Genomic DNA, 12,444 nt, shown 5'->3' with positions numbered 1-12,444 from the left:
TATCGAGACGGGGTTGCACGCGCCCACGGCCGGAGCGTTGCATCGCGCCGTGCACCCCGAACAGATCACCGCAGAGACGGACCCGGCCGACAAGGCGGCCCGCCGCGCCGTCACCGTCTTCCCCGTCCTCGTCCTGGCCGCGGGCGCCCTCGGACTCGCCCTGCCGGACGCCTTCGAAGGCTGGGGCACGAACGTCCCGTACCTGCTCGGCGTGGTGATGTTCTGCATGGGCCTGACCATGACCCCGCTCGACTTCCAGGGCGTCGTCAAACGGCCCTGGGCCGTCGCGCTCGGCCTCGTCGCGCACTACGTGATCATGCCGGGCCTAGGCTGGCTCATCGCCCACGCGCTCGGCCTCTCGCCGCAGTTGGCGGCCGGCGTGATCCTGGTGGGCTGCGCGCCGAGCGGCACGGCGTCCAACGTCGTGACGTATCTGGCGCGCGGCGACGTGGCGCTCTCCGTATCGGTCGCCACGGTCTCCACGGTCCTGGCCCCCCTCATCACCCCGCCCCTGACCCTGCTGCTCGCGGGCGAGTACCTGCCGGTCGACGCGGGCTCGATGGTCACGGACATCTTCAAGACCGTGCTGCTCCCGGTGATCGCGGGCCTGCTCGTACGCCTGCTCTTCGGACGGTACGTCGACCGGGTGCTCGGCGCGCTGCCGTGGCTGTCCGCGCTGACCATCGCGGCGATCGTCGCCATCGTCGTCGCGGGCAGCGCCGCGGCGATCAAGTCGGCGGCGGCGCTGGTCTTCCTCGCGGTGTTCCTGCACAACGGCCTCGGCCTGGCACTGGGCTACGGCGCGGGCAAACTCTCCCGACTCGGCCCGCCGGCGTCCCGCGCGATGGCGTTCGAGGTGGGCATGCAGAACTCAGGTTTGGCAGCCTCCCTGGCCACGGCCCACTTCAGCCCCCTCGCCGCACTGCCGGCGGCGGTGTTCTCCGTGTGGCACAACGTTTCGGGGGCGTTGGTGGCGGCGTGGATGGCGTATCGGGCGCGGCGGTCCGAGACGTCCTGAGCCGGGGTCCGACCGGTCAGGACCCGGGAACGCCCGTGTGCCACCTTCCGGCGGGAGGATGCAGTCGGGGCTTCGACGTGTCCGAGGGCGCGGGGGCGGGATTCTTCAACGGCTCGCGCACCCAGGCCCCGTCGCGGCAGACCATGCTGCGCAGAGGGGTGCGGATGACCCACTCGCCCGCGTCGACACAGGGCTGGTCCTCGCTCGGACCCGCCGGCCACACCCACTCGTGCTCGTCACCGTTCGGCAGGCACGTCACCAGGGACCCGTGCCGGGTCACGCCCCGGCTGTCCCGCGGCGTGCAGGTCGGCCCTCTCCAGCCCCTGGACCGGTCGAAGCGGGGCGTCATGGTGACCGTGGGCGTCGGGCGGGACGCGGGCCGCTCGGGGCAGACCGTCGGATGACCGGTCGGCGGGGTGCCCTCGAAGTCGGTGAAGGCGCCGTAGCACTTCACCTCGAAGCGGCCTCCGTCGCCACCGGACGCGGAGGGCTTCGCCTCACCGGCGCGCGCGGCGGGCGTGCCGATGTCGCTTCCACAGGAGGTGATCAGCAGCAGCGCGGCACCGCAGGCGGCGGTGAGGAGCGGTAAGGAACGCGCACGTCGTCCACTCATGCGGTGAACCGTAGGGCGCGAACGGGCGCAGGCCTAGTGCTCGTTGGAGGCCAGGCGGAGGAGGTGGTCCGCCAGGGCCTGGCCGCCCGTCGGCTCTCTGCTGATCAGCATCAGCGTGTCGTCGCCCGCGATCGTGCCCAGGATGTCGTGGAGTTCGGCCTGGTCGATCGCGGAGGCCAGGAACTGGGCCGCGCCCGGTGGCGTGCGCAGGACGACGAGGTTGGCCGAGGCCTCCGCGGAGATCAGGAGCTCCGCGGAGAGGCGGCGCATCCGTTCCTCCTTGGCCGACTCGCCCAGCGGCGCGCGCGGGGTGCGGAAGCCGCCCTCGCTCGGGACCGCGTAGATGAGGTCGCCCTCGGCGTTGCGGATCTTCACCGCGTTCAGCTCGTCCAGGTCGCGGGAGAGCGTCGCCTGGGTGACCGTCAGGCCGTCGTCGGCGAGCAGCTTCGCCAGCTGGCTCTGGGAGCGCACCGGCTGCCGGTTGAGGATGTCCACGATCCGGCGGTGACGTGCGGTGCGGGTCTGCGGTACGGCGGGACCCGCGTGGTCGGCGTGCTCGTTGCCTTGCGCCTGGCTCATCGTCGTCTCATTCTCCGGATCGTTCGTCCCCGTCGGCTTCAAGAGCCTTGCCCAGGATGCCGGGCAGCGCCCCGAGGAACGCGTCCACCTCTTCGTCGCGCACGTTCAGCGGCGGCATCAGCCGTACGACATCGGGGGCGGGCGCGTTCACGAGGAAGCCGGCGTCCTGAGCCACCTGCTGCACCCTCGGCGCGAGCGGCTCGGTGAGCACGATACCCAGCAGGAGGCCCGAGCCCCTTACATGCCGTACGAGCGGGTGTCCCTGTGACTCGATTCCGTCGCGCAGCCTCTCGCCCGCGCGCTTGGTGTTGTCGAGCAGCCCCTCCGCCTCGATCGTGTCGATCACGGCGCGGCCCGCGGCGCAGGCGACGGGGTTCCCGCCGAACGTCGTGCCGTGGTGACCGGGCGTGAAGAGCTCGGCGGCGGCGCCGAACGCGACGGTCGCGCCGAGCGGGAGCCCGCCGCCGAGACCCTTCGCGAGCGTGACGATGTCGGGCTGTACGCCGTCGTGCGCCAGGTGGTCGAACCAGTGGCCGGTGCGGCCGATTCCGGTCTGCACCTCGTCGAGGACGAGGAGCGTCCCGGTGGCCTCGGTGATCTCCCTGGCCGCCTTGAGGTAGCCCGCGGGCGGCACGACGACGCCGTTCTCGCCCTGGATCGGCTCGATGATGACGAGCGCGGTGTCGGTGGTCACGGCCGCGCGGAGGGCGTCCACGTCTCCGTAGGGGACGTGGGTGACGTCGCCGGGCAGCGGTACGAACGGCTCCTGCTTGCCGGGCTGTCCGGTGAGCGCGAGCGCGCCCATCGTGCGCCCGTGGAAGCCGCCCTGAGTGGCGACCATGTGCCGGCGGCCGGTGAGCCTGCCGAGCTTGAACGCGCCCTCGTTGGCCTCGGCGCCGGAGTTGCAGAAGTACACCCGGCCCTCGCGGCCGAAGAGCTGCAGCAGCTTCTCGGCGAGCGCGACGGGCGGCTCGGCGACGAAGAGGTTGGAGACGTGGCCGAGGGCGCCGATCTGGGCACTCACCGCCTCCACGATCGCCGGGTGGGCGTGGCCGAGCGCGTTGACCGCGATGCCGCCGACGAAGTCGAGGTACTCGTTGCCGTCGGCGTCCCACAGCTTGGTGCCCGCGCCGCGCACCAACGGCAGCCGCGGCGTGCCGTAGTTGTCCATGAGTGCGTCCCGCCACCGCGCGGTCAGCTCCTGGTTGCTCATGACTCCCCCTCCTGGTCGGGTACGACCATGGTGCCAATGCCTTCGTCGGTGAAGATCTCCAGCAGGATCGAGTGCTGGACGCGCCCGTCGATCACACGGGCCGTCTCGACGCCGTTGCGCACGGCGTGCAGGCAGCCCTCCATCTTCGGGACCATGCCGCTGGCCAGCTCGGGCAGCAGCGTCTCCAGCTCCTTCGCGGTGAGGCGGCTGATGACCTCGTCGGAGTTCGGCCAGTCCTCGTAGAGGCCCTCGACGTCGGTGAGGACCATCAGGGTCTCGGCACCAAGCGCCGCAGCGAGTGCCGAAGCCGCCGTATCAGCATTGACGTTGTAGACATGTCCGTCGTCCTGGGAGCGGGCGATCGAGGAGACGACCGGGATGCGGCCGTCGGCGAGCAGCGCCTCGATGGCGCCGGTGTCGATCTCGGTGATCTCGCCGACCCGGCCGATGTCGACCAGTTCGCCCTCGATGCGGGGCTGGTGCTTGGTGGCGGTGATGGTGTGGGCGTCCTCGCCGGTGAGGCCGACCGCGAGCGGGCCGTGCTGGTTGAGCAGGCCGACGAGCTCGCGCTGCACCTGTCCTGCGAGCACCATGCGCACGACGTCCATGGCGTCCTCGGTGGTGACGCGCAGGCCCGCCTTGAACTCGCTGACGATGCCGTGCCGGTCGAGCGCCTTGCTGATCTGCGGTCCGCCGCCGTGCACGACGACGGGCTTGAGGCCCGCGTGGTGCAGGAAGACGACGTCCTGGGCGAAGGCGGCCTTGAGCGCCTCGTCGACCATGGCGTTGCCGCCGAACTTGATGACGACGGTCTTGCCGCGGTGCCGGGTCAGCCAGGGCAGCGCCTCGATGAGGGTCTGGGCCTTGGGGAGCGCGGTGTGCTTGCGCGCGGTGGGAGTGCTCATGAGCTGTACGCGCTGTTCTCGTGGACGTAGTCCGCGGTGAGGTCGTTGGTCCAGATCGTCGCGGACTCCGTGCCTGCCGCCAGGTCGGCGGTGATGACGACCTCCCGGTAGCGCATGTCGACGAGCTCGCGGTCCTCGCCGACGGAGCCGTTCTTGCAGACCCATACGCCGTTGATGGCGACGTTCAGCTGGTTCGGGTCGAAGGCGGCGGAGGTGGTGCCGATGGCGGAGAGCACCCGGCCCCAGTTGGGGTCCTCGCCGTGCAGGGCGCACTTGAGGAGGTTGTTGCGGGCGATGGAGCGGCCCACCTCGACGGCGTCGGCCTCGCTCGCGGCGTTGACCACGTCGACCTTGATGTCCTTGCTCGCGCCCTCGGCGTCGCCGATGAGCTGGCGGCCGAGGTCGGCGCAGACCTCGCGGACGGCGTCGGCGAACTCGGCGTACTCCGGGGTGACGTCGGCCGCCCCGGAGGCCAGCAGCAGCACGGTGTCGTTGGTCGACATGCAGCCGTCGGAGTCGACACGGTCGAAGGTGAGCCGGGTGGCGTCGCGCAGCGCGCGGTCCAGGACTCCGGCCTCCAGGTCGGCGTCGGTGGTGAGCACGACGAGCATCGTGGCGAGGCCGGGGGCGAGCATGCCCGCGCCCTTGGCCATGCCGCCGACGGTCCACCCGTCCTTCGTCACCACGGACGTCTTGTGCACGCTGTCGGTGGTCTTGATGGCGATGGCGGCCTTCTCGCCGCCGTGCGCGGAGAGTTCACCGGCGGCCTTGTCGACGCCCGGCAGGAGCTTGTCCATGGGAAGCGTCACGCCGATGAGTCCGGTCGACGCGACGGCGACCTCACCCGCGTTCACGGAGAGCGCGTCGGCGACCTTCTCGGCGGTGGCGTGCGTGTCCTGGAAGCCCTGCGGTCCCGTACAGGCGTTGGCGCCGCCGGAGTTGAGGACGACGGCGGAGACGAGGCCGCCCTTGAGGACCTGCTCCGACCACAGGACGGGGGCGGCTTTGACGCGGTTGGAGGTGAAGACGCCCGCGGCGGCCAGGCGGGGCCCGGTGTTGACCACGAGGGCCAGGTCCGGGTTGCCGTTCTCCTTGATGCCGGCGGCGATGCCCGCCGCCGTGAATCCCTTGGCTGCCGTCACACTCACGGCGCGACTCCGATCGTAGTGAGCCCGGTGGCCTCGTCGAGGCCGAGGGCGATGTTCATGCTCTGCAGGGCGCCGCCCGCGGTGCCCTTGGTGAGGTTGTCGATGGCGCTGACGACGATGACGCGGCCGGCCGTCTCGTCGTACGCGACCTGGATCTGCACGGCGTTCGAGCCGTACACGGAGGCGGTGGCGGGCCACTGCCCCTCGGGGAGGAGCCGTACGAACGGCTCGTCGGCGAACGCCTTCGCGTACGTGTCCCGCACGGACTCCGCGGTGACGCCCGCCTTGGCCTTCGCGCTGCAGGTGGCGAGGATGCCGCGGGGCATCGGGGCCAGGGTCGGCGTGAAGGAGACGGTGACGGGGGCGCCCGCGGCGGCGGAGAGGTTCTGGACGATCTCGGGCGTGTGCCGGTGTCCTCCCCCGACGCCGTACGGGGACATGCTGCCCATGACCTCGGAGCCGAGGAGGTGCGGCTTGGCCGCCTTGCCCGCGCCGGAGGTGCCGGACGCGGCGACGATCACCGCTTCGGGCTCGACGAGGTCGGCGGCGTACGCGGGGAAGAGCGCGAGGGAGACGGCGGTGGGGTAGCAGCCGGGCACGGCGATGCGCTTGGCCCCCTCCAACCCGGCGCGGGCGCCCGGCAGTTCGGGCAGGCCGTAGGGCCAGGTCCCGGCGTGCGGGCTCCCGTAGAACTTCTCCCAGTCGCCCGCGTCCTTGAGCCGGAAGTCCGCGCCCATGTCGACGACGAGGACGTCCGGTCCGAGCTGCTCGGCGACGGCGGCGGACTGCCCGTGGGGCAGCGCGAGGAAGACGACGTCGTGTCCGGCGAGGACGTCCGTCGTCGTCGGCTCCAGGATCCGGTCGGCGAGCGGGTGGAGATGCGGCTGCAGCGCGCCGAGGCGCTGGCCCGCGTTCGAGTTGCCGGTGAGGGCGCCGATCTCGACCTCGGGGTGCGCGAGCAGCAGACGCAGCAGCTCGCCGCCCGCGTACCCACTCGCTCCTGCCACTGCTGCGCGTACCCTCATGGAACCCTCCTCTTGGATGGCATGACTATACGTATCACCGAAGTTTTATGCAATCCAGGCCGTGAGAGCGCCCCGCACGCCCTCTGGGACACTCTGCCCGATGAGCGACGCAGGTCGCCCTGGGGACGGGGAGTCACCGTGCGGGGAGTACGAAGAACGATCACGGCGTGGGCCGGGACCACGGCGCTGGTCCTGGTGGGGACGCTGACGACGACCGGCTGCATGGGGCGGTACGTACGGTGCGGCCCGGAGGGCGACACCCCGGCCGGCCTCACCGCCGACGACCTGGTCGGCAGCTGGCGAGGCGATCCCCTCGGCCGACTGCGCCTCGCGGCCGACGGGACCTTCACCGTCGAGGACTGGCCGGTGCTCGACGACTTCGAGAAGATCAGCGAGACGACCAGGGGCGTGGCGGGCAAGGGCACCTGGGACCTGGAGCCCGGCTTCGGCGACGACGACAAGGACGACCGCAACCTCGCGCTCGACTTCGCGGGCAAGAGGCCCGAGGGCCTGCTCACCCAGTACGACATCGCGGGCGACAAGGCATCCCTGCGGATCTACGCGTACTCCGGCGACCCCGACCTCTGCGAGTTCCACACGGTGACCGCCGCCTGAGCGGACCGCCTCCCGGCCTCGGCGGTCGGACGCGCTACGACAGGACCTCGACGTACCCCGACGTCCCGTGGACGCGGATCCGTTGGCCGTCCCGGATCAGCCGGGTCGCCTTCTCCACGCCCACGACGGCGGGCAGGCCGTACTCCCTGGCGATCACCGCGCCGTGCGTCATCAGGCCGCCCACCTCGGTCACCAGGCCCGCGACGGCGACGAACAGGGGCGACCAGCTGGGGTCGGTGAAGGTGGTGACGAGGATGTCGCCCGCTTCGAGGTCGGCGTCCGCGATGTCGAGGATGACGCGGGCCCGGCCCTCGACGGTCCCGGCGGAGACCGCGAGACCGGTCAGGGCGCCTTCGGGCACGTCGTCGCGCCGGTACGCGCCGGTGAGGGCCTCGCCGTCCGAGGTGAGGACACGGGGCGGCGTGAGCTCCTCGTGCCACCGGAAGTCGTCCTTGCGCCGTTCGACGAGTCCGGCGTCCAGCCGGTGCGTGCGCACCACGTCGTGGAGTTCCTGGAAGGTCAGGTAGAAGACGTCCTCCTTCTCCGCGAGCACGCCCGCCCGCACGAGGCGTTCGGCCTCGCCCAGCAGGGCCTGCTTGTAGACGAAATAGCGCTGGATGATGCCGTACTTCGGGTACTCCCGGTACCCGATGAAGGTCCTGACCCGGTCGATCATCCGCTTGGTCTCGTCGGCCTTCGGGCCCCCGTCCGGCAGGGCCCGCAGCCGCGCCAGCACGTCGCGCTCCTTCTCCGCTGCCTTCCGCCGCCCCTCCTCGAAGCGGAGCGCGGCGGCGCCGGGGCCGAAGTTCCTGACGTTGTCGAGGATCACGGGGACGAGCGCGGTGGGGCGCTCGCGCCACCGCGGCCTCGTGATGTCGATCTCGCCGACGCAGCGCACGCCGTACCGGTCGAGGTAGGCCTCGATGGCGTCCCGCGCCTCGGCCCCGCCCTCGAGCGCCGCGAGTTCGTCGCTCTCCAGGAAATCCTCGTCCTCGACGCCCCGCAGATACGCCACGACCTCCGGGTACGGGCGGACCGCGTCGGCGACGTCGAGCAGCGCCAGACCCATCTCGGACGTGATGTTGTCCGGGGCGGACAGGGTGAGCGTGTCCGCCGCGTTCGTCTCCCCCAGCCACTCCCGCAGCTTGTCGTTGAGCCACCAGGTGGCGTCCATGCCCGCCATGAGCGCCTGGAAGCTCAACGGGTCGCCGAGGACCCGCTTGTGCTCGGCGAAGGCCTCGTCGAGGTAGTCGAACAGTTCCGGGCCGGACTTCGTGCGGATGTCGCGCTCCAGCGCGGCGACGGACGCCTCGCTGCGCGCGATCAGCTCGGTGACGATGGCAGGGTCGGTCTCGATGGGAGGGGGTGGGGTGGGTGCGGTGGCGGCTCGGGGGCGGGCCGCCGGTGCCTCGGCCGGCGGTTCCTCGGTCGGCGGTTCCTCGGCCGGGGGCGGGACGTCGTGGCCGCCGCGGTCGATGACCGTTTCCAGCGCGTCCCTCGTCAGCGGATCGCTCTTCCCGATGACGTCCAGGAGGGCGGCGCGGGCGTCGGGCGAGGCCAGGCGCGGGGTCACGTCGACGAAGAGCCGTCCGCCGGCCTCGTACATGTCGGCCATGGCCGTCCGCTGCCACATGGAGTACCCGAGGGGCTTCATGGCGTCGGTCATCATCTGCTGGTGGCCGACGGAGACGTAGACGCGGTCCTCCTGAGTGCCCTCGCCGGCGAAGTCGCGCTCGGGGACGGGGAAGAGCGTGGTGATGGGCCGGCTCTGGACGATCCGGAAACCGCCGTCGGCGAGACACCACTCGATGTCCTGCGGGCGCCCGAAGTGCGCTTCGATCCGCCGCCCGATCCCCACGAGCTCCACGACCTGCTCGTCCGTCAGCGCGGGCTCCTTCTGCCGTCGCGCGTCGACCGTCACCTCCTCCGTACCGCCGTCGGGCAGCGCGTGGATGGCGCGCTCCTTCGCGGCGATGGTCCTGCCGACGACTCCGCCGTCCCGCACCGCGAAGACGTCCGGGTTGACCAGGCCGGAGACGAGAGCCTCGCCGAGGCCGAAGCCGGCGTCCACGGTGGCGGTCCTCCGGTCGCCCGTGACGGGGTCGGCCGTGAAGAGGATGCCCGCGGCGTCCGGGAAGACCATGTGCTGCACGACGACGGCCATGTGGACCGTGCGGTGGTCGACGCCGTTGCGCCGTCGGTAGACCACGGCTCGCTCCGTGAAGACCGAGGCCCAGCAGCGCCTGACGTGACGGAGGATCTCCGCCGCCCCCACGATGTTGAGATACGTGTCCTGCTGGCCGGCGAACGAGGCCGTCGGCCGGTCCTCGGCGGTCGCGCTGGACCGTACGGCATAGGCGGCTCCCTCGCCGGTACGGGCGAGTGCGCGGGTGACCGTCTCCGCGAGGTCGTCCGGGACCTCGATGCCCTCGATGACCCGGCGGATCTCCGCGCTCAGCGTCCGGACGCCCTCCTGGTCGTCCGGGTCCAGCCCCGTCAGGCGGTCGAGCAGGTGGTCGAGGGAGGGAGCCTGCGCGACGACGCGCCGGTACGCGTCGGTCGTCACGCAGAAACCGGCCGGCACGCGGACGCCGCCGATCCGTGCGAGTCCGCCCAGATGCGCGCCCTTCCCGCCCACGGTGGCGGTCTGCCGCTCGTCGACGTCGGCCAGGTCGATTACATACTGCGTGCCCATCGTTCGGCGCCCCGTTTCCGCAGGTAGTGGCTTCGGCCGACGATTGTGCGCCGCACCCGGGGCCTTGTGGCAAGCCCCCCAGGACGCTATAACTTGAGAGTGGCAAGGAGAGCTCTCTCCTTGCCTTTTTGTTTTTCCGGGTCGCCGATGACAGACGTCCCGCCACCCGCCGCGTGGCGCCATTAATTCTTCGCGATGGCGCCACACGTGTGCCATGATGGCACCACAGGCGACACGGTGAGTCGCGACGGGGTGGGGACGGGGACATGGCAACGACGGAGCACAGACGGAAACAGCGCGGGAGTCGCGCCCGCAACAGCGGCAACAGCGGCAACAGCCAAGGCTCTGGCGCCTTGAACGCGTTCGCCCGTTTCGTGCTCTGCGGCGGTGGCGTGGGACTCGCCTCCAGCTTCGCCGTGGCGGGCCTCGCCCTCTCGCTGCCGTGGGCCGTGGCCAACGCGCTGGTCACCGTGGTCTCCACGGTGCTCGCCACCGAGCTGCACGCCCGCTTCACCTTCGGCGCGGGCGGCCGGGCCACCTGGCGCCAGCACGTGCAGTCGGCGGGGTCCGCGGCGGCGGCGTACGTGGTGACCTGCGGGGCGATGCTGGTCCTGCAACAGTTGGTGGCCGCGCCCGGCGCGGTGCTCGAACAGGTCGTCTACCTGTCCGCGTCCGCGCTCGCCGGGGTCGGGCGGTTCGTGGTGCTGCGCGTCGTCGTCTTCGCCCGCGGCCGCCGCCCGCGGACGGCGCCCCGCGGTGCGGCCCGTCCCGTGGCCGTGACCGTGGCCCGTGCCGCGGCCCCGGCCGAGGCCGCGGCGCTCTGCCCCGCGGCCTGACCGGGCCGGCGACCGGCCGTCCGGCTCACACCGCGGACCTCGACACCACGGGACGTCGACGCAGGGCCGGGTCCGTGAGCGCGGGCGGGGTCCACACGCCGTCCGGCGGGTAGATGTCGGTGCCGGGGGCCACGATCTCGTCGAGCCGGTCGAGGACCGCGTCGTCCAGGGACACGGAAGCCCCCTTGAGGGTGTCGCGCAGCTGCTCCATCGTGCGGGGCCCGATGATCACCGACGTGACGGCGGGGTGCGCGAGCGGGAAGGCCGTCGCCAACTCCGGCAACGTACAGCCGAGTTCGTCCGCCACGGCGACGAGCCGCTCCACGACTTCCAGCTTCGCGGCGGTACGCGGTGCCGCCGGGTCGAAGCGCCCCGGGTGCAGGGTCGGACGGCCGCTGCTCAGATCGAGGACCCGGCCCTTCCGGTAGCGCCCGGTCAGGAACCCCGAACCGAGCGGGCTCCACGTCAGCACCCCCATGCCGAGCCGCTGGGCCACCGGCAGCACGCGCTTCTCGATGCCCCGGGCGAGGAGCGAGTAGGGCGGCTGCTCGGCACGGAACCGCTGAAGCCCCCGCCGCTCGGCCACGTGATGCGCCTCGACGATGTCGTCGGCCGGGAACGTGGAGCAGCCGAACGCCCTGATCTTGCCCTGTCGCACGAGATCCGTGAGGACGGAGAGCGTCTCCTCGACGTCGGTCGTGTGGTCGGGCCGGTGCACCTGATAGAGGTCGATCCACTCCGTGCCCAGCCGCCGCAGGCTGTCCTCGACCGCCCGGACGATCCAACGCCGCGAATTGCCGCCGCGGTTGGGCCCCTCCCCCATCGGGAAGTGCACCTTGGTCGCGAGCACCACGTCGTCGCGGCGCCCTTGCAGCGCCTTGCCGACGATCGTCTCCGACTCCCCCGCCGAGTACATGTCGGCGGTGTCGACGAAGTTGATCCCCGCGTCCAGGGCTGCGTGGACGATCCGGCCGCAGTCGTCGTGATCACCGTTGCCGACGTGCCCGAACATCATGGTGCCGAGGCAGTACGGACTGACCTGGATGCCGGTCCCGCCCAGAACGCGATAGCGCATACAACTCTCCTTGCGTTTCACCCTCTTGGAGGGCGAGACGTTACGACGTGGAGTGCGCTCCAGGGCAACAGCTCCACGCAGATCCGTGACGTCACGGCGCCCGGTCGAGACGCAGGTCACATTTCGGTGTGTCACAGGGGAGTCGGCTGTCTCGTCCCGAAGGGTGTACAGGCCGGGGCCGGCAGGGGCCGACTCCGGGGACCGTCACCGTAGGGAGCACAGCATGGACGCGCGACTGAACTACATGAGCCGGCCGGGCGCAGGGAAGGCCATGAAGTACTTCCTGTCGGGGGTCAAGGCGCTGCAGGACACGACGCTGCCCCCGGCGACGCAGGAGCTGGTGGCGCTCCGGGTCAGTCAGATCAACGGCTGCGCGGGCTGCATCGACATGCACACCAAGGAGGCCGCGCTGGCGGGCGAGACCCCGGTGCGGCTGAACCTGGTGGCGGCGTGGCGCGAAGCCACCGTCTTCACCGAGGCCGAACGTGCCGCCCTGGAGCTGGCGGAGGAGGGCACCAGGGTCGCGGACGCGGCCGGCGGGGTCGGCGACGAGGTGTGGGCCCGCGCCGCCCGGCACTACGACGAGGACGAACTCACCGCGCTGGTGGTGCACATCGGGTTCATGAATATGGTGAACCGGCTGAACATCATCACGCAGCAGCCGGCCGGCGATTACGTGCCCGGCCAGCTGCACTGAGCGTCCGGGTGCGGGCGTCGACAGG

At 71.5% G+C, this 12,444-nt stretch carries 12 protein-coding genes; 4 read left to right on the top strand and 8 right to left on the bottom strand.

Annotation, left to right across the window (positions count from 1 at the left end):
- The first annotated feature begins 49 nt into the window (after positions 1-49).
- Positions 50-1,018: a bile acid:sodium symporter family protein gene (locus DEJ48_RS32315; protein WP_223832273.1), complete on the top strand. Its 969-nt coding sequence runs from the start codon at positions 50-52 to the stop codon at positions 1,016-1,018.
- A gap of 16 nt (positions 1,019-1,034) precedes the next feature.
- On the opposite strand, the gene DEJ48_RS32310 is transcribed toward DEJ48_RS32315, so the two are convergent.
- The 6 genes from DEJ48_RS32310 to argC are packed head-to-tail and all read right to left on the bottom strand — an operon-like array spanning position 1,035 to position 6,501.
- Positions 1,035-1,631: a hypothetical protein gene (locus DEJ48_RS32310; RefSeq protein WP_150219701.1), complete on the bottom strand. Its 597-nt coding sequence runs from the start codon at positions 1,629-1,631 to the stop codon at positions 1,035-1,037.
- Positions 1,632-1,664: 33 nt separating this feature from the next.
- Positions 1,665-2,210 carry an arginine repressor gene (locus tag DEJ48_RS32305; RefSeq protein WP_055566065.1) on the bottom strand — a complete coding sequence of 182 codons (546 nt, stop codon included), beginning with the start codon at positions 2,208-2,210 and terminating at the stop codon, positions 1,665-1,667.
- Positions 2,211-2,217: 7 nt separating this feature from the next.
- On the bottom strand, positions 2,218-3,423 hold the full coding sequence (locus tag DEJ48_RS32300; protein WP_150219700.1) for an acetylornithine transaminase: 1,206 nt from the start codon (positions 3,421-3,423) through the stop codon (positions 2,218-2,220).
- Positions 3,420-4,328 carry an acetylglutamate kinase gene (argB, locus tag DEJ48_RS32295; RefSeq protein WP_150219699.1) on the bottom strand — a complete coding sequence of 303 codons (909 nt, stop codon included), beginning with the start codon at positions 4,326-4,328 and terminating at the stop codon, positions 3,420-3,422. The genes DEJ48_RS32300 and argB overlap by 4 nt, the downstream gene beginning before the upstream one ends.
- The gene (gene argJ / locus DEJ48_RS32290; RefSeq protein WP_150219698.1) at positions 4,325-5,476 is read right to left on the bottom strand and encodes a bifunctional glutamate N-acetyltransferase/amino-acid acetyltransferase ArgJ; all 1,152 of its coding nucleotides are present in this window, start codon (positions 5,474-5,476) and stop codon (positions 4,325-4,327) included. The genes argB and argJ overlap by 4 nt, the downstream gene beginning before the upstream one ends.
- Positions 5,473-6,501 (bottom strand): N-acetyl-gamma-glutamyl-phosphate reductase, encoded by a 1,029-nt coding sequence (gene argC, locus DEJ48_RS32285; RefSeq protein WP_150219697.1) that lies wholly within the window; start codon positions 6,499-6,501, stop codon positions 5,473-5,475. Before argC ends, argJ begins: the two co-directional genes overlap by 4 nt.
- A 138-nt stretch (positions 6,502-6,639) precedes the next feature.
- Here argC and DEJ48_RS32280 point away from each other — a divergent pair, with 138 nt between their 5' ends.
- Positions 6,640-7,116, top strand: a complete 477-nt coding sequence (locus DEJ48_RS32280; RefSeq protein ID WP_150219696.1) for a hypothetical protein — start codon at positions 6,640-6,642, stop codon at positions 7,114-7,116.
- A gap of 34 nt (positions 7,117-7,150) precedes the next feature.
- Here DEJ48_RS32280 and rph read toward each other — a convergent pair whose 3' ends face one another.
- Positions 7,151-9,811, bottom strand: coding sequence for a rifamycin-inactivating phosphotransferase (rph, locus tag DEJ48_RS32275; RefSeq protein WP_150219695.1), 2,661 nt, complete (start codon positions 9,809-9,811; stop codon positions 7,151-7,153).
- 353 nt (positions 9,812-10,164) lie between these two features.
- Here rph and DEJ48_RS32270 point away from each other — a divergent pair, with 353 nt between their 5' ends.
- Positions 10,165-10,647: a hypothetical protein gene (locus DEJ48_RS32270; RefSeq protein ID WP_190537727.1), complete on the top strand. Its 483-nt coding sequence runs from the start codon at positions 10,165-10,167 to the stop codon at positions 10,645-10,647.
- 25 nt (positions 10,648-10,672) lie between these two features.
- Here DEJ48_RS32270 and DEJ48_RS32265 read toward each other — a convergent pair whose 3' ends face one another.
- Positions 10,673-11,722 carry an aldo/keto reductase gene (locus tag DEJ48_RS32265; protein WP_150219693.1) on the bottom strand — a complete coding sequence of 350 codons (1,050 nt, stop codon included), beginning with the start codon at positions 11,720-11,722 and terminating at the stop codon, positions 10,673-10,675.
- A gap of 223 nt (positions 11,723-11,945) precedes the next feature.
- Between DEJ48_RS32265 and DEJ48_RS32260 the strand changes: the two genes are divergently transcribed.
- Positions 11,946-12,419, top strand: a complete 474-nt coding sequence (locus DEJ48_RS32260; RefSeq protein ID WP_150219692.1) for a carboxymuconolactone decarboxylase family protein — start codon at positions 11,946-11,948, stop codon at positions 12,417-12,419.
- Positions 12,420-12,444 lie beyond the last annotated feature (25 nt).

This window comes from Streptomyces venezuelae, from assembly GCF_008642315.1.
Lineage (GTDB): Bacteria > Actinomycetota > Actinomycetes > Streptomycetales > Streptomycetaceae > Streptomyces > Streptomyces venezuelae_D.
Note: the sequence above shows the minus strand (reverse complement) of the source record. Positions and strands in the feature narration are given on the sequence as shown.